Below are 18,378 nucleotides of genomic sequence, written 5' to 3'. Positions count from 1 at the left end.
TTGAGGCAAATCAAGACGAGAGCGTGCGCCGAACCCGATCGTGTTACGGTGGGTAGAACGAGAAGTGTCCGCCGTTCAGTTGCCGTATCGGCCGTATCCGCGCATGTCTTCGATCCAGCGCGCGCGCTGATGCTCATCCGCAAATGTCAGTCCATAGAGACTCTCGCGGATCGGCTTGATTCCAGCGAAGCTCAACATGCTGCGCTCGAAACAGCGCACGCCAAAGGCCCCGAAGTACCAGCGATAGAGCAGCACGGGCATACCCATCGTCACGACAATGCGGGCCGAACGCCCGGCAAGCAGGCGCCTTGGGAATTGTTTCTCCCTGTATTCCATGGCGAAGCCTGGCCGGAAGATTTGCTCTAGAAAACCTTTGAACAGCGCCGGCATCGTTCCATGCCAGAGCGGGAATAAAAACACCCAGTGCTCCGCCCAGCGCATGTCCTCCCGGGACTGCACAAGAGACGGCGGTAGCTCGCCGGTTTCAAACTCCGACTGCGTACGCAACAGCGAAAAAGCGAGCTTTGCGACCTCGATGCGCCGGACCTCATGTCCTGACGACATTGCGGCTTCCGCATAGGCATCAGCCATCGCGTTCAACAGGTGATTGCCACTTGCATCCGGGTGGCCCTGAATGATTGCAATACGCCTCATTCGCCGCGCTCCGTCGCCGTGCCATCACATCGTAGCTAATGGTAATCGGCCGCTTTGCAGCGTGCTTGATCCAGGTCAGCTCGCATGATGGATAGAGCGCCAGCGAAACCCATCCTTGCACTTGACGAGGTAAGCAAGGGTGTCCTGACGGCTGGGCAATACATCGTTGAAGCCCTTGGCGCTAGGCCCCGAAAGCGATGCTGGACGGGACCGCTTCGAGCGGGTCAATAAAGGCCTGCGGTATGCCGAACAGTGCCTGACGGAATGGGCGACCGAGATGCGCGTTAATCAACCCGGACGCCCCTCCTGAGCCGCGGCCGCGGAAGCGCGGACAAGCTGACCAAAGTCGGCTTCGGGTCGAGAGCGTCGGCGTAGCGGCCGGCTGGAGACTTCCGGTCTGTCCCTGCGACCGGGCGTGTGAGGCTACCAAGTCGGCGGTAGCGATGGGCCAGAAGCGGACCAAGGTGGCGCGCTCCGAAGCTCGATTTCGGAACAATTCGGCGAACGGCTATTGAGGCGGCGAAAGGTTCAAGCTCCGGGTGCAAAAAATGCCTCTTGCGGATCCGACGACAGAATCCGAGCATAAACGATAGTCCACGACTGTCCCGGTGGCCCACCACCGCAGCACCGGCCGTCAATTCGGACTGCGCCAACTCAGTGTTTCAGCGGAAGTCCAACCGAAAAGGAGACACATCCATGACATTCGGAAAATGGAGCTTCATCGCCGCCGCCGTCACCTGCGCCATAGTAGCGAGTCCTTGCGCGACTATTGCGGCCGAGCCGAACGGCAAGATTACGATCCTCTATGACGCGTTTGGCGCCGACCCTGAAATGACAAAGGACTGGGGTTTCTCCGCGCTGGTGGAGGTCGCAGGAAAACGCATTCTGTTTGATACCGGAGACAACGCGGAGATCTTCGGGAAGAATGTCAAGGCAAAGGGAGTCGATCTTACCACCCTTGACTTTGTGGTTCTCTCCCATCGGCATTCCGATCACATGGCTGGACTGAGCTATGTGCTGAGTGTGAATCCGAGCGTCAAGATCTACGCGCCCAAAGAAGGATTCGGGATCTACGGTTCGTCGCTTCCATCCACCTTCTATCGCAAGGACGATTCCCTGCCTGACGAGATGCGATATTTTGGCGGCAAACCGCCGAAAATCATGGAGTTCGGCGCCGCATGGCCCAATGCCAAGTTCGAACTGATCGATCAGACGACGGAGATCGCACCCGGTATCACTTTGATCGCGCTCGTTTCCGATCTTCCCGGCACAAAGGAACTCAAAGAACTCTCGCTCGCAGTGAATACGCCGGATGGCCTTGTTCTTGTCGTCGGCTGTTCGCATCCGGGAATCGAACGCATTGTAGAGGCAGCAACGGCGATCAACCCTAGGATCCATCTCATTGCTGGGGGCTTCCACCTTGTTGTTGCCGCGGACGACGTCATTGAGAAGATCGTGACCGCGCTCAAAGACAAATTCAAGGTCGAGAACATTGCGCCCGGACACTGCACGGGCGAACCGACATTTGCAGCGCTGAAGAAGGCGTTCGGCACGCGATACATCTATGCCGGGCTCGGCACGTCGCTCGTCCTCGGACCCGACATCGATTCCAAGGTCCGGCGCGGCGAAGCACCCACCTTTGACGATCTTGTGGTTTACCGCAGGCTGGCCAGTCGCGAAGACTGATTTTCGCACCACCGGGAATGGCGGCGGATGTCCCTCATCAACATAAGCTCCGCCGCGACCGCTCCGGGTCAACAGCGTCGTTTTGACCAGCGGTGGGGAGCGTGGCAGGGCCCTGGCGACGACCGAGTTACTGGTTCGCCGCGGCAGCGGCGGTCGCCACATATTTCGTGTAGAATTCGGCGACCCGGCTGCGCCACATGGCGACGAACGCCTCTGACGTGACGTTGTCCACCGATTTCCAGGTGCGCTTGAACGCCGGCAGTGCATTGCCCCAGATCGCGCGTTTGCACCACCGCTCGCCCTTCTCCTTGCCTTCGCTGGTGGCGCACATGGATTTCCAGGCGGAGCGCGCGGGCTGGCTGATGTGCTCGGCGGCGCCTTCCCAACCCTGCTGATGGATCAGGTAAAGGTCGCTCATATCAGGCGTCCGGTGCGTGATCCACCCGAACTGGACGCCTTCGGTAATGATCTTGTAGGCGGCCGCAACGGCGTTGTCCCGCGGATTGCGAATCTGCCCGAAGCCGAACTTGCCGAACTCGTATTGGCTCAGCTGAAACAGGCCGATATACGATCCGGTGCGTTGATTGGGGTTGAAACCGGATTCGATCTTGGCAACCGCCATCATGAAATTGACATCGAGACCAAACGCCTCGGCAGCGCGCTTGATCTCTTCGGCCGGCGTTCCGAGCGGAATGTCCTTGAACGCACGCAAGACGATCTCCGCCGGTTTCTCGGCAGGCGGCAGTTCGGACCAGACGTAATAGACCAGATAACGGAAATCCTGCGCCGGCGCCGCTTTCGGCGCATCGTTGGACTCATCGCGTTCTGCCGGCAGCGGCTGGACGATACCCGGTTCCAACGACGCCAATTTCGGCGCCACGGGTTCATCGGCGATTTTGGGTCCGGCGCTCAACGGGGCGGAATCTGCTGACGTCACCGCGCCAAGCTCGGCTCTTTCTGCCCGAAGCGCTGTCGCAAGCCTGGCGGATGCCTCGGCGTACAAGGCAGGCGTCACCGTGACCGCAGGAGCCGCCACGACCGCGGGAGCCGCCATGGACGCTGCCGCTTGCGGCACGACATCCGGCACCGTCGCGGCCGGCCTGTTAGAGGCGGCCAGACAAAGTCCGACGGACGCGATGACAGCCGCGATGCAGCCTGTCTGCCAAACCTTCATAGCCCGAAGGCCACGGATGGCTTCTGTACGAAGGCTGTTCGCATGGTCCTGCCGCCTGTGGTGGGTCCCCTTCGTAGAATGTTAAGGTTTAAATGTGGTGAATGACAGCAGATTTTCCGCCTCGCCACTCGGACGTGTCCCGCTTTGGGTCGCGAGCGACCCCTGGCGGAAAGCGCTCGCGGGGTCGGCTATAGGTCAAAAACCGAAGATCGGCCGGGGCGCCAGTCGGCTCCTCACCAGAAAGCGGTCATCGCTCGCCGGCCAAGGGAACGAACAGCCGCCCGGAATATAGCCTCGCTCATGACTGGCCGGCTGCGACCAGCCTGCGGCGCGCCGCGACGAGCTCAATGAGCCTGGACCTGTCTTTCTTGTACGCTCTGTCGAGTTCACGTGCGTGGCCGAGCAACACCCACGGCGCCACTCTCGCCAAGTGCTGCATGACCTCGGCAGTCTGCGCCTTCCGGACAGGCGCCCGCATCTTCTGGTTGGAGAAGTAAAACATCAGCGAATGCGAGCGGTGGGTCGGTATCACGCCGAACATCAGTGTCGTCGTCGTCATGCTGTAGGCATAGAGCATGTCCGACAGCGGCATCAGCCGGAACCTGAACCAGCCTCTTTGCAACACGTGCGTGTCGGTCACCCGCACCTGGCCGCGAAGCTTCAAGGCAGATCTGGCTGTCACGACGTCGTGCTGCAGCCGCGCGCTGAGCATGTCCAACGCATCGGCGGACTGGCCGCGGACGGCACGCAAATCGGGATGCGATGATGGCACGCTCAATCGCGGCAGCGCCCGCCTGCCGATCAAGACAACGAGCACCAGGGGTACCGCGAATAAGAACAGCACGGCGGCCATGGCGGGGGAGGTGTATTTCTCGGTGTCGAGCATGACAGGGAGGAACACCGCACCGGCATCGCCACTTCGCGTGGCGAGGCGGCTGATCAGGTCGATTGTCTGCATGTCGGCGGCCACCAGACCGCCGCTCAGCGCGCTCGCGTCGAGAACGCGAGTCGGATCCGCCTTGATCAAGAGCAAGCGGTCCCCGAGCTGCGCAACGGAGAAGATCGCCTGGTCATATTTCTGGCGGGAGTAGACGCCGGTCGAAACGACCTTGTCGGCCTGCAGCGCGACCCAGTCGTGCGACAGTTGCGAAACACTCGTCACCGCGCGCAGCTGGTCTTGCGACATCGCGGCGACACCTCTGGCGTAGCTGCCGAGACGCTGCGCGTTGTCCAGCGTGTGGAAAGCCGCAAAGTGGAACAGCAGAAGGCATGCGCCGAGCTGACGCAAGCTCGTGTTGCGGACCTGGCGCTCGACCCATGTCATGCTCATAAAATCATAAGCCATAGTCTGATTTCAGGACTGCTGCCGGAGACTGCAGCGCGGTGATTAAGGCGACTTTAATGGCGGGGATCGGGCCTGGTGTCGGTCACATTTCGATTGCTCAAACTCGTAAAATTCGAGCTTTGTCTTCGCGTCGGCCACGTCGAGAAGAGCGCCGGAACGGGCAACGCTCAAGCCGCCGCCCCGCTTGAAATGCGATCGAGGCGCAGCCGGTGGCGGTGGTCGGTCAATAGCCGTGCGCCGCCGAGCACGGCGGCCAGCGTTCCCAATCCCGTTCCGCCCGCGATCAGGAACATGATCAACAGCTGATATTTTGCCGCGTCGACCGGCGCGACCCCGGCGAGAATCTGGCCGGTCATCATTCCCGGCAAGGACACAAGGCCGATCGCCGCCATGCTGTTCATGATCGGCGTGAAGCCGCTGCGCAGCGCGTCGCGTACGACCGGCAGCACGGCCTGATAGCGGGTGCCGCCGAGTGCGAGGCACGCTTCGATGGCACTTCGTTCGCGCACGAGACCGTTGATCAGGACGTCCAGTCCGAGGCTGATCCCCGTCATGGTGTTGCCGAGGATCATGCCCAGCAGCGGCAGCGCATAGCGCGGGTGATACCAGGGATCCGGGCGCAGCTCCGTCAGCAGCGCGAACATCGTGACGGTCCCGGCGGCGAGCAGCGTGCATGTGGCGCCCAGGCCGTAGCTCCACATGCCGGGAAGCCGCCGCTTCTGCCGCGCGACGATCTCGCGCGATGCGAACAGGACCATGATGAAGGCGGCGAGCGCGGTCCAGAGCGGCGAGACAGCGGCAAACAGGAACGTCAGGACGTATCCGACCAGCACGAGCTGGATCACCATCCTGATAGTGGCGACGGCCAGTTGCCTTTCGAGCTTGAGGTGAAGGGCAAGCGAGAGAACCCCGTCCATCACGACGAGGAGCGCGGGCAGGATCAGGTCGCCGTAGGCCAGGTGGATGTACGTCACGTCAGACATTCCTCGATCCCGCCGCCGCTGTTCATCAGCAGAACCCGCGACCCGACCCTCCGGGCCTGGGCATCGTCATGCGTGGTCCAGATCACGCTCGTTCCCTCCGAGACCCGGTCGGCGATCAGGGATTCCACGGCCGCGGCCGATGCCGTGTCGAGGGCCGAGGTCGGCTCGTCCAGCAGGAGCACGCGCGATTGCAGCACGAGCGCGCGCACCAGCGCCAATCGCTGTCTCTCGCCCGTCGAGAGTCTTTGGATCGGCCACGGACCGCAGGTGTCCGGCAGCCGCAAGCGTTCGAGCAGCGGCAGAGCATCATCCCAGCTCGTGAAGTGGTCCTGCACCGTCTCGGCCCACCAGCCGGGCTCGGCAGCGAGGTAGGTCACCTGCTTTCGCCAGGCCGGAGCGGGCATCGTTTCCCGGAGCTGTCCGTCCAGCTTGACCGCTCCTTCGTTGGGATCGAGATCCGCGATGGAGCGGAGCAGCAAGGTCTTTCCTGCTCCGGAAGGCCCCTGCAGGGCGACGCACTCGCCGCCCTTCAACTCGAACGACACGCAGAGGTGCAAGCGCTTGAGTCCACTGACCGTCAGCATACGTCAAAGCCTAACGCTGCAGCCGTTCGGCGACGCACCTCGCGATCTCCGCCGGCGCTTCCTGCGGATAGGGATGCACCGAGCTGACATTGATCTCGCCGAGCACGTAGCTGTCGCTGCCGTCGGCCTGAACCGGGCCGAGCATGAAGTCGGCGTCCCAGATCGCGGGCAAGTCACCGCGCGCGATGTCCAGCAGCGAGATCAGCTGTGGCGTCCACTCGTCCTCCATCAACCGGCGCAGCCGCTGGAAGCGCGGATCTGCGTTCGACGTGTAGAGCCGCGGTCCGGCTTGCGAACGCGCCTCCGGCGACTCGACGAGGGCCTTGACCTTGTGATGGCCGAAGCCGGCGCAGCGATCGCCCGCCATGTAGCAGCGCATCACGCCGTCACCGAGGCGCGGCTGGAACGCCTGATCGATCACATTGCCGTTCTCGAAATACTCCGCGCAGCGCCGCACGAAATCGTCCAGTGTCAATTGCTCTGATACCTCCTTGGTCGCGTCCAGCACTTTCAGCAGGGGCGAGGCCGGCAGCTGCTCGACCTTCCAGACGCCCTGACCGCCATTGCCCCGGCTGCGTTTGATCACACGCGGTCCGGCGGCAAGGCGCGCCGGCAGCTCGGCCCGCATCGCATCAAGGGTCTGATACAGCGCCGTGTCCGAGCCCCAGCCCATCGCACGGGTCCGATAGAGAACTTCCTTCGTGCCCATCTTGAGGATGACATCAGGATGGGCGCTGACCCATACGCCTTGCGCGGCGACATCGCGAAGCAGGGCGTCGAGACCGGCACGGTTTCGGCCGTCCTGAATCGGGTTGACCCAGACCAGCACGCCATCCACGGCGAGCAGCTGCTCGCGGACGGCTCCTGCGAAGCTCTCATCATAAATCGCCGGGTGAGCTTCGATGCCGACGGCGGCGAGCGCCTCGAAGACATCGACGAAGCGGCCTTGTTTCGAGGTGGCGTCGCGACGGGCGACAGCATCTCCCCGGGAGAGGATGGCGACGGTGGGTCGGGATGAGGGGTGTCTTTCGGTATTCATGCGCAAGCTCCACGTGTTGCGTGCTGCGCAGAGCTTGGACCGAAGTCTCGTCGGGAGTCTGCTTGATCCCGCTGAGGGCAGTCTATGTGAGGTCGCGTGGTCCGATCAAGTGGTCATTCTTCTCGGGCGGCCTATCGCAAATTCCCGTGGTCGCGCTTACCTTGGGGCGCATGAAGAAGATCGGATTTCTGTCCTTCGGACACTGGACACCCTCGCCGCAATCGCAGACGCGCTCGGCCGGCGACACGCTGCTGCAATCGATCGAGCTGGCGGTGGCGGCGGAGCAACTCGGCGCCGACGGCGCCTATTATCGCGTGCATCATTTCGCGCGGCAGCTGGCCTCGCCCTTCCCGCTGCTCGCCGCGGTCGGCGCAAAGACCAGCAAGATCGAGATCGGCACCGCCGTGATCGACATGCGCTACGAGAACCCGCTCTACATGGTGGAAGACGCAGGCTCGGCCGATCTCATCGCCGGCGGACGGCTGCAACTCGGCATCAGCCGCGGCTCGCCCGAGCAGGTGATCGATGGCTGGCGTTATTTCGGCTATCGGCCGGCCGAGGGCCAGAGCGATGCCGATATGGGCCGCCGCCATGCGGAAGTGTTCCTCGATCTGCTGCGCGGCGAAGGTTTTGCCGAGCCCAATCCGCAGCCGATGTTTCCGAACCCGCCGGGGATGCTGCGACTCGAACCGCATTCGACAGGTTTGCGCGAACGTATCTGGTGGGGCGCCGGCTCGAACGCCACCGCGGTGTGGGCGGCCAAGCTCGGCATGAATTTGCAGAGCTCGACACTGAAGAACGACGAAACCGGCGAGGCCTTTCACGTGCAGCAGGCCGCGCAAATTCGCGCCTACCGTGCGGCGTGGAAGGAGGCCGGCCATACCCGCGAGCCTCGCGTGTCGGTCAGTCGCAGCATCTTTGCGCTGATGGACGATCGCGACCGCGCCTATTTCGGCCGCGGCGGCGAAGGCCAGGACCAGATCGGCTTCATCGATCCCCAGACGCGGGCGATCTTCGGGCGCTCCTATGCCGCCGAGCCCGACGTGCTGATCGAACAGCTCAGGCAGGACGAGGCGATCGCCGAGGCCGACACGCTGTTGCTGACGATTCCGAACCAGCTCGGCGTCGCCTATTGCGCGCATGCGATCGAGGCGATCCTGACGCACGTCGCGCCGGCGCTGGGCTGGCGCTAACTCAGCGATCAAGAGAACAGAGACATGCATGCCGACCGATTGTTACCCGCGCAAGTCGCGCCCGAGGGCTATGCGGCGCTGCGCGCGGTCGAGGCCTACATCCTCAAATCCGGGCTGCCGAGAGGTATGATCGAGCTCGTGAAGATGCGCGCCTCCCAGATCAATGGCTGCGCCTATTGTCTCGATGTGCACGCTAAGGATGCGCGCAAGCACGGCGAGAGCGAGCAGCGCCTCTACCTTCTCGATGCCTGGCGTGAATCGCCGCTCTATTCGCAGGCCGAACGCGCCGCACTGGCCTGGACCGAGGCGCTCACCAACGTCGCCGCGACGCGCGCGCCGGATACCGACTACGACGAATTGGAAGCACACTTTACCGACAAGGAGATCACCGATCTCACCATCCTCGTCGGCATGATCAATCTCTGGAACCGGCTCGCGATCGGCATGCGCTACGTGCACGATGTGAGCTGATCGCCTCTCCTCCTGAGCGATCTTTGTGATTGCCGGCAATTGAACGTCGGCACCGATGCGCATCGGCACAAAACGCGCGCGCCACATATGAACAGCTGATGAATAGACGCGATGATGTAGCGCGAGAGATCCGCTGTGATCCTCGAACCGCACAGGAACGTTTGCGCGATTGCTAATTTATCCCGAGCCTGATTTGGCGATTTTGGGAACTGGAGGAGAGGACAATGAGGATATTGAAGCTTTCCGCGGCTGCGGCCGCTCTGCTGGCTGGCACGGCGCTCGCTGTCGCACAATCGAGCTCGACCGTCGGCACCGGCGGCTCGTCCGCCGGCGGCGGCACCAGCAGCTCGACCGTCGGGACCGGCGGCTCGTCGGCAGGTGGCAGCGGCTCGGGTTCGGCGTCGACGCTCGGCACCGGCGGCTCGTCGGCGGGCGGCGGCACCAGCAGCTCGACTGTGGGCACCGGCGGCTCCGCGGCCGGCAGCGGCTCGGGCAGCGGCTCGGCCTCCACGCTCGGCACCGGCGGTTCGTCCGCGGGCAGCGGCAAGAGCTCGTCCAGCGTCGGCACCGGCGGCTCCGCGGCCGGCGGCTCGACTGTCGGTCGGTCCGGCTCGTCGAAATCCTCCGACATGGACGACGCCGGCAAGTCCGGTAGCCACGCCAGCGAGATGGGCCTCGAAAAAGGCAAGGGCCACCACAAGGACGAGATGAAGAAGGACAAGGATTGATTCCTTGATTCACGGAGCGGCAGCGATGCCGCTCCTTCGTCCGTGTTGGAGGAGAACTGCCATGAACAAATCGATCATTGCGATTGCGGCATTGGCATTGGCGAGCAGCAGTGCTCTCGCTGAAACCACGGAAAAAACCGGCAAGACGGCCTCCGGCGAAACCTGCAAGGTCACGGTCGAAAAACATGCCGACGGCAGCATCACCGCGCTCGGCTCGTCGAGCTCGGGCACGACCGGCTCGACGGCATCAAGCGGTTCGCTGTCGAGCTCGAGCACGGCCGGCGGATCGTCGGTGCATGTCCAGGCCGGCGGCGGCAACGTCTCGAGCTCGTCATCGACGGCGGGCGGCCCTGGCTCCACGAGCGCCAGCACCATCACCGTCAACGGCTGCACGATCTCGACCTCGTCACCCTGAACAGAGGAATGCAACATGAGAACGCTCATTACGGCCTCGGCGGTCGCGCTGCTGCTTGCCGCCACTTCACCGCTGCTTGCGCAGACCAGTATCACCGGCGGATCGGGCGGCTCGGCCGCCGCGGGCGGCACCTCCGCCTCCACCGTCGGCACCGGCGGCACGTCGACCTCGGGAACTGGCAGCACGGGCTCGTCGATCGCGGCTGGTGGAAGCGCCGCCGCCGCGAGCGGCAAGGCCCGGACCGGCGTCAGCATGAACAAGGGCAATGGCCCGGTGCTGAATTCCAACGCCCGCGCGCAAGCGCATGAGGGCGGCACGTTCAGCCGTTCGCACACTCGCACGCAGGTGAAGGCCGGCGAAGAAGTAGGCTCGACAACGAAGACCATGTCGCACGTGCCTGGTTCGAAGCCGAGCATGTCAACCACATCAACGACGGCTCGGTAGGGCCGCGCAAAGAGTTTGGTCCTCACGACCTGCTGCCCGATCCGGTCGGGCAGCTCTTTTTCTCGCACCCCGGTTCAGCCGCCACTCAGGCTGTGGCTGATGCGCGTGACGACGCCGTCCCATTGCCGCTTCTCGTCCGCGGGATAATTGATCAGAACGCAATGCACGTAACGGCTCGTGAAGTTGCAGCGGTCATACCAGATCTTGTCGCGCTTGACGCTGGAGACGACGAAGAAGTCTGATGCGATCCGCTTGTAGACGATCCCCGACGGCGGCTGCTTGGCGGCGAGAAACGCGGCGGGCGAGATTCCCTGTTGCCGGGGAACCGTCTGCACGGTGAGATCGGCGACGCCGTCTGACGTCCGAAATTTCTGGCCGTATCCGTCGGGCTTTCCGGCCTCTTCGGTAAAGATTGAAGTGGGAATATCGACCGACGTTCCGGATTCGGGAATGCGATAGGTGGTCCAGTTGGCAGCCTGGGCAGGAACCGGCGAGGCGGCGAGCACGATGACAATTGCGGCTATCATCTTCATGTCGGCCTCATCAGTTGCGTGGCGCCAGTTGCAGCTCCAGCAAGGCAATCCTCTGCAAGGTCGCCACTTCACGCTCGCCCGCACCAGCCGTGCGCAGGATGGATTCGGCGAGCGCTGAGACGTGCGCGGAATGCACAGGCTCAGGCAAGGTCGCGACCGCAGCGTCCAGGGCGGTGGTCATGAGCTCGATCACCTCGGGGGAAAACGCTGCGTTGGAAAAGTTCTTCATCACACGAGCCGGCCGCATGGGCGCGCCGCCGGTCTAACGTCGGGAAAAAGTGGAAGTTCCTGCAAATGGAGCTCCGCGACGTCCGGCGATCGCACAGCCAGGCCCATGTCATGCTATGCTTGTCCTCCCGGCGGCGAGCCTGCCCCACCAGCCGGATTGCACGATGAATCAGCAACTATCCCTCGTCAGTCTCCTGGTCGCGGATTATGACGAAGCCATCGGCTTCTTCGCGCGCGCTCTGAATTTCGAGCTTTGCGAGGACACGCCGCTCGGTGGCGGGAAACGCTGGGTGGTTGTGCGGCCGCGCGGCCATACAGGCTCTGGATTGCTGCTGGCGCGCGCGGACGGCCCGAAGCAGACGGCGCGCATTGGCGAGCAGACCGGAGGGCGCGTGTTCCTGTTCCTGGAAACGGATGACTTCGAGCGCGATCATGCGCGCATGATCGCGGCCGGCGTGCACTTCGTCGAGACGCCACGACATGAGGCCTACGGCGTCGTGGCGGTTTTCGAGGACCTCTACGGCAACCGCTGGGACCTGATCCAGTCCATCAAGCGCAGTTGACACCCGCGCCGATGGGGCCTGATCGCTGGCCGCGATCCCCTACCCCGCCTTCACGCTCGCATCGATCAGCAGCTTCGCCGCCGCGAGCGCCGACTGCGCGGGGCCGTCTTCGGACTGCTGGCCGGTGACGTAGATGCCTTCGATCAGCAGCAGAAGCGCATCGCCGAGCACATTCGGCTGACGCGCGCCCATCTGGGTCGCAAGTTCGCGCAAGCGCTTGCGGAACACTTTCTTGTGCGCTTCGGCGACTTGGCGCGCGGGATTGTCGCGCGCGGGATATTCCACCGCGGCATTGCTGAGGCCGCAGCCGCGATAGCCCTTGGCCACTGCGCGCGGCGCCAGCTGGCCGATATAGGCGAGCACATGGTCGCGCGCATTGCCGTAGCTCTTGCCGCCGGGGCGCTCGAAATTTTCCCAGAAGCTCAGATCGTAGTCGCGCAAATAGGCGGCGGCGAGATCGTCCTTTGAGGCGAAGCTGCGATAGAGGCTCGGTTTTGTCACCCCGGCGCGATCGACCACCTCGTCGACCCCGACGGCGCGAATGCCCTCGCGGTAGAACAGCTCGCTGGCGGAGGCGCGGATGCGGTCGGCGGCCCGGAGCGGCGCGTCTGCGGGTTTTTCGGCTTTTTTCGTCATCTGGCTCCGATGCCTCCAGGACAGGCTTGACAATGTTACTGACCGGTACGTACTAATACCGCACCCCAATACGTACCGGTAAGTAACATGCCCCCATCCTCCGTTCAACCTGCCTCCGTTCAATCCTCCACCGCCTCTCGGCGGCCGTTCGGCCAGAACTACGCCTTCGTCGTCGTTGCCGTGATTTTCCTGGCGCTGCTGTCCTCCGCGGGTCTGCGCGCGACGCCGGGCGTCTTGATGCTGCCGCTGCAGAAAGCGTTCGGCTGGGACGTCGGCGTGATCTCGTCGTCGGCGGCCATCGGCATTTTCCTCTACGGCCTCGCGGGTCCCTTCGCCGCGGCCGTGATGCAGCGCTTCGGCATCCGCCGCACGGTGCTCGGCGCGCTCATGCTGATGTCGGTCTCGACGGCCATGAGCTATTTCATGACCGCGCCATGGCAATTGTTCATGAGCTGGGGACTGCTCTCAGGCATCGGCTCGGGCGCAGTCGCCAACGTGCTTGGCGCCACCATCGTCAATCGCTGGTTCACCACCAATCGCGGCCTCGTCATGGGACTTTTGACCGCGAGCACCGCGACCGGCACGCTGATCTTCATGCCGGGCCTCGCATCGCTGGTCGAATGGGGTGGCTGGAAGCCGGTGGTGCTGACGGTCGCCGCCTGCTGCGCGGCGCTGATCCCGCTGGTGTATTTTCTGGTGCCAGAGCGCCCCTCAGCGATCGGCCTGCGCTCCTATGGCAGCACGCATGAGGGTCAGCCCGCCGCGCCCGCGCAGGGCAATCCGTTCGTTGCGGCGATCGACAACCTCATCCGCGCAGCGAAGACGCAGACCTTCTGGTTCCTGTTCGCGACCTTCTTCATCTGCGGCTTCACCACCAACGGCCTCGTCGGCACGCATCTGATCGCGTTCTGCGGCGACCACGGCATCTTCGAGGTGCAGGCGGCCAGCCTCTTGGCGCTGATGGGGTTCTTCGACCTGTTCGGCACCACGCTGTCGGGCTGGCTCACCGACCGTTTCGATCCGCGCAAGCTCTTGTTCTTCTATTACGGCCTGCGCGGGCTGTCGCTGATCTACCTGCCCTACTCCGACTTCTCTTTCGTCAGCCTGTCGGTCTTCGCGGTGTTCTACGGCCTCGACTGGATCGCCACCGTGCCGCCGACCGTGCGCATCGCCAACGAAGCCTTCGGCGACAAGAACGCGCCGCTGATCTTCGGCTGGGTGGTTGCGGGCCATCAACTCGGCGCAGCGTGCGCCGCGTTCTTCGCCGGCTTCATGCGCTCGTCGCAGGGCGATTACCTGCAGGCCTTCATGATCGCCGGCGCAACCGGGATCGTGGCGGCCGTGTTGTCGCTGATGATCGGCCGGCGGCCGGTGCAGCCACAGCTGGCTGCAGCGTAGGCGAAGGCGATCACCATTACGGCTGGTCGGCGCCAGGCGTCGACCAGCGATTTGAATATTGATTTTGTTAAGGAAATTTGAAATATATTGCCACAATGCGAGCCGCGCTGGCTCGCGCAGGAGCCGAGAGTTCGCGTTGCGTCCGGCTCCATCTCAATCAACCCTGACAATCTGTGGCGGTTCCGGCAGATGAGCGATTCCCTTCTTGCAACGGTTGGCGACCATTTCTTCATTGGCCTGAAGCCGACCAGCGTTCTCGACGATCGCGACCGTGCCTTGCTGCGCGATCTCAGGCCTGCCGGCGTCATCCTCTACAAGAGCAATTTCCGTCACGACCTGCCCTATCGGGACTGGCTGTCGATCCATCGGGACCTGATCGCCGCGATCCGCGATGCCTCGCAGCGCGACAAGCAATTCATCGCCATCGATCACGAAGGCGGGCGCGTCTGCCGCACGCCGGCGCCGATCACGCGTTTTTCCTACGCGGCGCGATGGGCTTCGACCGCGGAACAAGTCGGCGAGGCCATGGGCGTCGAGCTCGCCTCGCTCGGCTGCAACCTGAATTTTGCGCCGGTGCTGGACATTCACAGCAATCCCGCCAATCCCGTCATCGGCGAGCGCGCCTTCGGCCGCACCGCCGATGATGTCATCAAATCGATGCTGCCCTTCGCCAGGGCGATGGAGCGCCAGGGCGTGCGGGCCTGCGGCAAGCATTTCCCGGGGCATGGCGACACCCAGGTGGATTCGCATCACGAACTGCCGGTGCTCGATCTCGACCTCGAGCAGATCAAGGCGCGCGAGCTCAAGCCGTTTGCCGCCGCGATCGCCGGCGGCATCGGGATGATGATGACCTCGCACATCCTGTACCGGAAGCTCGATCCCAACGATCCCGTCACGCTGTCGCGCACGATCACGCAAGGGCTGCTGCGCGAAGCGATGAAGTTCGACGGCGTGATCGTGTCCGACGACGTCGGCATGCGCGCGATGGCGGGCCGGCTCGACGCGCCGGACTCCGGTGCGCGCTTCATGGCGGCCGGCAACGACATGCTGATGATCTGCTCGCATCTGACCGACACCGAGCGCGCCCGCTTCCTCGCCCGGTCGATCCTCAACGGCGTGGATTCCGGCAAGCTCGATCCGGCGCTGCTGAAGGCTTCAAGCCAGCGCGTCCGCGCGATGCTGGACAGTACCGCGCAGAACGAGGTCTCGGAGCTATCAGGCGAGGTGCTCGCGCGCCACCGCGACGCCGGCACCCAATTCGACGCGGCAACGGTCGAAGTCGTCTAGGAAGATCGACCTCGCCAATCTGACTGACGATGCATTCAGCCAGATGATCGAAACCTGGAGCGTTCAGATCGATCGGTGGTTCGAAAGCGGCCAAAGCGCCAGCTAGCCGGGCATCAAATCGTTTCCGACAATCTGTATTACTCGATGAGGATCGGCGCGGCGATATCGATGCGGTCGTCCTTCTTCATGTCGATGCCGAGCGCCAGCGACCACTTGCCGCTCACTGCGGTGATCATGCTGACGCGCCATTTGTCGGCCGCGATCCGCGTCGCTGATGCCGTCACCGGTGCGATGTTCCTGTCGGGATTGGCCAGCGTCACCGACAGCGCATCGACATTCAGCGGCTGTTCGTCGCCATCGTAAAGCTGGACAAGAACTTCGACGGGTCCGCTGCGGCCGGGCGTGACGGTGACATCGGCCATCACGCGCGTGCCGCAGATGTGTGTGAAGAACGGCTCGTTGGCCGATTGAGGAGCCGCAGCAGCATTCGTCTTCGGCGCCGGGGGCAACGCCGGCTGTGCGGCCTCCGTCGCGGCGATCTGGAGCCTGGGACCCTTGGCACTGATGCTGCCGACCTCGAATGTCGCCTCGATCGTTCCTGAACGCTGGAAGTTGAGAGAGACCGGGATGCGCTGCCCCTCCTCGAAGGGCGCGGTCAGTCCGATGAACATGATGTGGTGCCGCCCGGCGCCAGCGTGACGATCTGGTCCGGCGGAATCGTCAGACCCTGCTCGAGCGGGCGCATCATCATGACGCCGTCCTGCATCGTGATCTGATGGATCTCGACCGAGGCGGCGGCCGGGCTGGAGGCCGAAAGAAGACGGTCCGGCACGGTGCCGCGATTTTCGATGGTGAGGTAGCCACCCGCGACTTTCGCGCCCTTCGGCGTGGCGCGGCTCCAGGCCTGGCTGACGACGACGTCGGTGTGGTCGGCAAGCGTCGGGGAGGATCCGACGAACGCCAGGGCGGCCGCGAGAATCACGGCGATGCTTCCGAATTTCTCCAACATGACGATCTCCGTCTTGGCGGCAACGAGCTGCGACCGGCGTCACCGGCGCGATGCCTCCGCAGGCGTCGTCATGGACGACATCGCCGTTCGACCGGAAACACCCTAAGCCGTGACGCCAGACTGGTCTTTGTCTGGACACAAACTATGGTGCCTTTCGCCCGTGCACTTGATCTCCGACAAAGAATGCGCGGCTCGCAACCGTCATTCTGGCGATGTGGCCACCGGAGAGCCTTACGCATTCGTTAACCGGCACGTCCCGTGTTTTTCCGGCCGGGAGCATCACCGAATTGCATGTCGGTGCCCATGAACGAAGCTTTTGAATTCGACGGGCGGGAGAGAGCAATGATCAGGGCGATCGAGTTGTTCCGGATGAAGGCCGACGAGTGCGAGCATCGCGCAAAGCACACCATCAACAAGTCGGAGCAAGCCGAGTTGGTGGATATGTGCGCCGAGTTTCACTGGCTGTCTGGAGAAGCCGCACGGCTCCAGAACCGGATCACGCAACTCGATGCCTCGCGGATGTCGGCAATCGATGGCCGGATCACGCCCGCTTCCGCGGCCCCGCAAGCATTGATCCCCTGAGCCGCAAAGCGCGGCATCGCCTGGTCGCAATGACACCGCCTGTGGTGCCGTGTGCACGCGGCACCCGGCTCAAGATGAACCTTTCCGCGCCATCCGCGGATTGCATCAGCTTTGAAAATACCACAATCCCTGTGCAGCGAGGCGAAGCGCTCTTTCCCTTCGGAGGTCGCGAGCCGTGCGCTTGTCCTTCTTTATCGCGCTCCTGATGATCTACGTCGTCGGCTGCATGGCCGCCGCGGTCGCAGCCGTCTTCGCCTTGGAGTGGATCGTTGGGGACATCGGAGCCTTGGGCAGCGTCTTGGTCTTTTCCGCCATTCTGCTGGGGCTTGTGTCGCAAGCGACGCGGATCTTCGAACCACTGATGGTTCGGAGGCATGCAAAGGACATGGCGGGGACCAAGCAGCATGCCGCCGCAGCGGAGTTGCCGGTCTGGGCCAACGAAGCCGAGCTGGAAGCTGCGCTGCGCCATGCGGGTTTGAACGAATGGGCTCCAAGACTCGCTCAAATGGCGAGGCGGTGCATTGTCCTCGTTCCCGGACCCATCGAGGAAGGGGCACCAACAGGTGCGAGCCGGCTCGGCGGCCAGCCCGACATGCCGCCAGATGTGGATTGGCCTTTCCGACCGGCCTTCACGCCCAAGCGCGAGGCTGGCTCGATGCCGGGTCGAATTATCAGCGGACGCCGCCATCGGGCGGCACGGCTGGAGCATTCCGGCCAAGTCGAAAGCGAAATCCGCAATCGCGAATGGCCGCTGAGCTTCGTCGCCCAAATCGACTTTGCGGAGCTTCATTCTGTCTGCGCCCTGGACGGCTTCCCCTCCGCTGGGCGGCTGCTGTTCTTCTGCGATCCTTTCGATTGGCCGTGGGGAGAAGAGGAGGATCAGGCGCGGGCGCGGACTATCTTCACGCGGCGACCGGGCGAGCAGCTGCAGCGGAAGCCCTTTCCGAAGGAATTCGATGAGCCGGCAGCAAGGGAATTGATGCCAAGAGGCTACGCCTTCAAACCGCGTAGCTTGCGCCCGACAGCATGGCTCTTGCCTCCGCCGGTCTCGTCGATCGCGCGGTTCGACTGGCCTGGCTGGTCGGTCGCGCAACGTGACGCCTATCAGCAGTTCTGGGACGCCCTTTACGCTCGGTATCCGGAAGTCTTTGGCCCTGATGGCAATGCTGGGATTCACCAGGTGGGTGGCGTCGCCTTGTCCATCCAGGAGCCCGTCGAAGCGGCGTGCGCGGGGCACGCCGGGGATGGGCCTGAGTTCGCCGACAACTGGCAACTCGTGCTGCAGATCGACAGCGACGTCGAAGCGGGCATGGAGTGGGGTGACGCAGGACGACTCTACCTATGTGCCCGCAAGCAGGACCTCGCCACCGACCGCTTTGACCGCTGCTGGACCATCCTGCAAAGCCACTGACGGGGCGTGCTTCGG

At 63.6% G+C, this 18,378-nt stretch carries 22 protein-coding genes; 10 read left to right on the top strand and 12 right to left on the bottom strand.

Going from position 1 to position 18,378, the window contains the following annotated elements; genetic code table 11:
- Nucleotides 1-75: 75 nt before the first annotated feature.
- Nucleotides 76-654, bottom strand: a complete 579-nt coding sequence (locus XH89_RS04215; protein WP_194465868.1) for an NAD(P)H-dependent oxidoreductase — start codon at nt 652-654, stop codon at nt 76-78.
- 696 nt (nt 655-1,350) lie between these two features.
- On the opposite strand from XH89_RS04215, the gene XH89_RS04210 reads away from it, so the two are divergent.
- On the top strand, nt 1,351-2,340 hold the full coding sequence (locus XH89_RS04210; protein ID WP_194465867.1) for an MBL fold metallo-hydrolase: 990 nt from the start codon (nt 1,351-1,353) through the stop codon (nt 2,338-2,340).
- Nucleotides 2,341-2,467: 127 nt separating this feature from the next.
- Here XH89_RS04210 and XH89_RS04205 read toward each other — a convergent pair whose 3' ends face one another.
- The 5 genes from XH89_RS04205 to XH89_RS04185 form a co-directional block, all read right to left on the bottom strand.
- Nucleotides 2,468-3,208 carry a transglycosylase SLT domain-containing protein gene (locus XH89_RS04205; RefSeq protein WP_246767737.1) on the bottom strand — a complete coding sequence of 247 codons (741 nt, stop codon included), beginning with the start codon at nt 3,206-3,208 and terminating at the stop codon, nt 2,468-2,470.
- A gap of 604 nt (nt 3,209-3,812) precedes the next feature.
- Nucleotides 3,813-4,844 carry a DUF6709 family protein gene (locus tag XH89_RS04200; protein ID WP_194465865.1) on the bottom strand — a complete coding sequence of 344 codons (1,032 nt, stop codon included), beginning with the start codon at nt 4,842-4,844 and terminating at the stop codon, nt 3,813-3,815.
- 182 nt (nt 4,845-5,026) lie between these two features.
- A complete protein-coding gene (gene fetB / locus XH89_RS04195) occupies nt 5,027-5,833 on the bottom strand; it encodes an iron export ABC transporter permease subunit FetB (protein ID WP_194468366.1) in 807 nt (268 codons plus the stop codon).
- The gene (locus tag XH89_RS04190; protein ID WP_194465864.1) at nt 5,830-6,426 is read right to left on the bottom strand and encodes an ATP-binding cassette domain-containing protein; all 597 of its coding nucleotides are present in this window, start codon (nt 6,424-6,426) and stop codon (nt 5,830-5,832) included. Before XH89_RS04190 ends, fetB begins: the two co-directional genes overlap by 4 nt.
- Before the next feature lie 10 nt (nt 6,427-6,436).
- The gene (locus XH89_RS04185; protein ID WP_194465863.1) at nt 6,437-7,465 is read right to left on the bottom strand and encodes a Cj0069 family protein; all 1,029 of its coding nucleotides are present in this window, start codon (nt 7,463-7,465) and stop codon (nt 6,437-6,439) included.
- 170 nt (nt 7,466-7,635) lie between these two features.
- Between XH89_RS04185 and XH89_RS04180 the strand changes: the two genes are divergently transcribed.
- The 3 genes from XH89_RS04180 to XH89_RS04170 all read left to right on the top strand — a co-directional run bounded on the left by XH89_RS04180 (nt 7,636) and on the right by XH89_RS04170 (nt 9,857).
- On the top strand, nt 7,636-8,658 hold the full coding sequence (locus XH89_RS04180; protein WP_194468365.1) for an LLM class flavin-dependent oxidoreductase: 1,023 nt from the start codon (nt 7,636-7,638) through the stop codon (nt 8,656-8,658).
- Nucleotides 8,659-8,682: 24 nt separating this feature from the next.
- Complete coding sequence (locus tag XH89_RS04175) at nt 8,683-9,129, top strand: carboxymuconolactone decarboxylase family protein (RefSeq protein WP_194465862.1); 447 nt, start codon at nt 8,683-8,685, stop codon at nt 9,127-9,129.
- A gap of 224 nt (nt 9,130-9,353) precedes the next feature.
- Entirely contained in the window at nt 9,354-9,857 is a 504-nt protein-coding gene (locus XH89_RS04170; RefSeq protein WP_194465861.1) for a hypothetical protein, read from the top strand.
- Nucleotides 9,858-9,866: 9 nt separating this feature from the next.
- On the opposite strand, the gene XH89_RS41185 is transcribed toward XH89_RS04170, so the two are convergent.
- On the bottom strand, nt 9,867-10,289 hold the full coding sequence (locus XH89_RS41185) for a hypothetical protein (RefSeq protein WP_246767736.1): 423 nt from the start codon (nt 10,287-10,289) through the stop codon (nt 9,867-9,869).
- Between XH89_RS41185 and XH89_RS41180 the strand changes: the two genes are divergently transcribed.
- Nucleotides 10,288-10,716 carry a hypothetical protein gene (locus XH89_RS41180; RefSeq protein ID WP_246767735.1) on the top strand — a complete coding sequence of 143 codons (429 nt, stop codon included), beginning with the start codon at nt 10,288-10,290 and terminating at the stop codon, nt 10,714-10,716. The two genes, XH89_RS41185 and XH89_RS41180, sit on opposite strands and share 2 nt — an antisense overlap.
- 74 nt (nt 10,717-10,790) lie before the next feature.
- Here XH89_RS41180 and XH89_RS04160 read toward each other — a convergent pair whose 3' ends face one another.
- Nucleotides 10,791-11,249 carry a hypothetical protein gene (locus XH89_RS04160; protein WP_194465859.1) on the bottom strand — a complete coding sequence of 153 codons (459 nt, stop codon included), beginning with the start codon at nt 11,247-11,249 and terminating at the stop codon, nt 10,791-10,793.
- 10 nt (nt 11,250-11,259) lie between these two features.
- A complete protein-coding gene (locus tag XH89_RS04155) occupies nt 11,260-11,478 on the bottom strand; it encodes a hypothetical protein (protein WP_194465858.1) in 219 nt (72 codons plus the stop codon).
- A gap of 163 nt (nt 11,479-11,641) precedes the next feature.
- Between XH89_RS04155 and XH89_RS04150 the strand changes: the two genes are divergently transcribed.
- On the top strand, nt 11,642-12,040 hold the full coding sequence (locus XH89_RS04150) for a VOC family protein (RefSeq protein ID WP_194465857.1): 399 nt from the start codon (nt 11,642-11,644) through the stop codon (nt 12,038-12,040).
- A 39-nt stretch (nt 12,041-12,079) separates the two neighbouring features.
- Here the strand turns inward: XH89_RS04150 and XH89_RS04145 are convergent, their stop codons facing one another.
- A complete protein-coding gene (locus XH89_RS04145; RefSeq protein WP_194465856.1) occupies nt 12,080-12,676 on the bottom strand; it encodes a TetR/AcrR family transcriptional regulator in 597 nt (198 codons plus the stop codon).
- Between the two features lie 87 nt (nt 12,677-12,763).
- On the opposite strand from XH89_RS04145, the gene XH89_RS04140 reads away from it, so the two are divergent.
- Together XH89_RS04140 and XH89_RS04135 are read left to right on the top strand one after the other, a co-directional pair.
- Nucleotides 12,764-14,074: an MFS transporter gene (locus tag XH89_RS04140; RefSeq protein ID WP_194465855.1), complete on the top strand. Its 1,311-nt coding sequence runs from the start codon at nt 12,764-12,766 to the stop codon at nt 14,072-14,074.
- A gap of 189 nt (nt 14,075-14,263) precedes the next feature.
- Nucleotides 14,264-15,361, top strand: coding sequence for a glycoside hydrolase family 3 protein (locus XH89_RS04135; protein ID WP_194465854.1), 1,098 nt, complete (start codon nt 14,264-14,266; stop codon nt 15,359-15,361).
- A gap of 137 nt (nt 15,362-15,498) precedes the next feature.
- On the opposite strand, the gene XH89_RS41175 is transcribed toward XH89_RS04135, so the two are convergent.
- Both XH89_RS41175 and XH89_RS41170 read right to left on the bottom strand, forming a co-directional pair.
- The gene (locus tag XH89_RS41175; RefSeq protein ID WP_246767734.1) at nt 15,499-16,032 is read right to left on the bottom strand and encodes a hypothetical protein; all 534 of its coding nucleotides are present in this window, start codon (nt 16,030-16,032) and stop codon (nt 15,499-15,501) included.
- Nucleotides 16,017-16,370 (bottom strand): copper chaperone PCu(A)C, encoded by a 354-nt coding sequence (locus tag XH89_RS41170; RefSeq protein ID WP_246767733.1) that lies wholly within the window; start codon nt 16,368-16,370, stop codon nt 16,017-16,019. Before XH89_RS41170 ends, XH89_RS41175 begins: the two co-directional genes overlap by 16 nt.
- A 342-nt stretch (nt 16,371-16,712) precedes the next feature.
- On the opposite strand from XH89_RS41170, the gene XH89_RS04125 reads away from it, so the two are divergent.
- Together XH89_RS04125 and XH89_RS04120 are read left to right on the top strand one after the other, a co-directional pair.
- Nucleotides 16,713-16,952, top strand: coding sequence for a hypothetical protein (locus XH89_RS04125; protein ID WP_194465853.1), 240 nt, complete (start codon nt 16,713-16,715; stop codon nt 16,950-16,952).
- 181 nt (nt 16,953-17,133) lie between these two features.
- Entirely contained in the window at nt 17,134-18,363 is a 1,230-nt protein-coding gene (locus XH89_RS04120; RefSeq protein ID WP_194465852.1) for a YwqG family protein, read from the top strand.
- The last annotated feature ends 15 nt before the right edge of the window (nt 18,364-18,378 follow it).

It is taken from the genome of Bradyrhizobium sp. CCBAU 53340 (assembly GCF_015291645.1).
Taxonomy (GTDB): domain Bacteria; phylum Pseudomonadota; class Alphaproteobacteria; order Rhizobiales; family Xanthobacteraceae; genus Bradyrhizobium.
The sequence above is the reverse complement of the archived record's forward strand: the minus strand, read 5'-3'. Positions and strand labels throughout refer to the sequence as shown.

Bases quoted from the DNA above. Each gene is read 5' to 3' on its own strand.
- XH89_RS04215 (WP_194465868.1), bottom strand. From the start codon at position 654: ATGAGGCGTATTGCAATCATTCAGGGCCACCCGGATGCAAGTGGCAAT.
- XH89_RS04210 (WP_194465867.1), top strand. From the start codon at position 1,351: ATGACATTCGGAAAATGGAGCTTCATCGCCGCCGCCGTCACCTGCGCC.
- XH89_RS04200 (WP_194465865.1), bottom strand. From the start codon at position 4,844: ATGAGCATGACATGGGTCGAGCGCCAGGTCCGCAACACGAGCTTGCGT.
- XH89_RS04190 (WP_194465864.1), bottom strand. From the start codon at position 6,426: ATGCTGACGGTCAGTGGACTCAAGCGCTTGCACCTCTGCGTGTCGTTC.
- XH89_RS04185 (WP_194465863.1), bottom strand. From the start codon at position 7,465: ATGAATACCGAAAGACACCCCTCATCCCGACCCACCGTCGCCATCCTC.
- XH89_RS04180 (WP_194468365.1), top strand. From the start codon at position 7,636: ATGAAGAAGATCGGATTTCTGTCCTTCGGACACTGGACACCCTCGCCG.
- XH89_RS04175 (WP_194465862.1), top strand. From the start codon at position 8,683: ATGCATGCCGACCGATTGTTACCCGCGCAAGTCGCGCCCGAGGGCTAT.
- XH89_RS04170 (WP_194465861.1), top strand. From the start codon at position 9,354: ATGAGGATATTGAAGCTTTCCGCGGCTGCGGCCGCTCTGCTGGCTGGC.
- XH89_RS41180 (WP_246767735.1), top strand. From the start codon at position 10,288: ATGAGAACGCTCATTACGGCCTCGGCGGTCGCGCTGCTGCTTGCCGCC.
- XH89_RS41185 (WP_246767736.1), bottom strand. From the start codon at position 10,289: ATGTTGCATTCCTCTGTTCAGGGTGACGAGGTCGAGATCGTGCAGCCG.
- XH89_RS04160 (WP_194465859.1), bottom strand. From the start codon at position 11,249: ATGAAGATGATAGCCGCAATTGTCATCGTGCTCGCCGCCTCGCCGGTT.
- XH89_RS04155 (WP_194465858.1), bottom strand. From the start codon at position 11,478: ATGAAGAACTTTTCCAACGCAGCGTTTTCCCCCGAGGTGATCGAGCTC.
- XH89_RS04150 (WP_194465857.1), top strand. From the start codon at position 11,642: ATGAATCAGCAACTATCCCTCGTCAGTCTCCTGGTCGCGGATTATGAC.
- XH89_RS04145 (WP_194465856.1), bottom strand. From the start codon at position 12,676: ATGACGAAAAAAGCCGAAAAACCCGCAGACGCGCCGCTCCGGGCCGCC.
- XH89_RS04140 (WP_194465855.1), top strand. From the start codon at position 12,764: ATGCCCCCATCCTCCGTTCAACCTGCCTCCGTTCAATCCTCCACCGCC.
- XH89_RS04135 (WP_194465854.1), top strand. From the start codon at position 14,264: ATGAGCGATTCCCTTCTTGCAACGGTTGGCGACCATTTCTTCATTGGC.
- XH89_RS41175 (WP_246767734.1), bottom strand. From the start codon at position 16,032: ATGTTCATCGGACTGACCGCGCCCTTCGAGGAGGGGCAGCGCATCCCG.
- XH89_RS41170 (WP_246767733.1), bottom strand. From the start codon at position 16,370: ATGTTGGAGAAATTCGGAAGCATCGCCGTGATTCTCGCGGCCGCCCTG.
- XH89_RS04125 (WP_194465853.1), top strand. From the start codon at position 16,713: ATGATCAGGGCGATCGAGTTGTTCCGGATGAAGGCCGACGAGTGCGAG.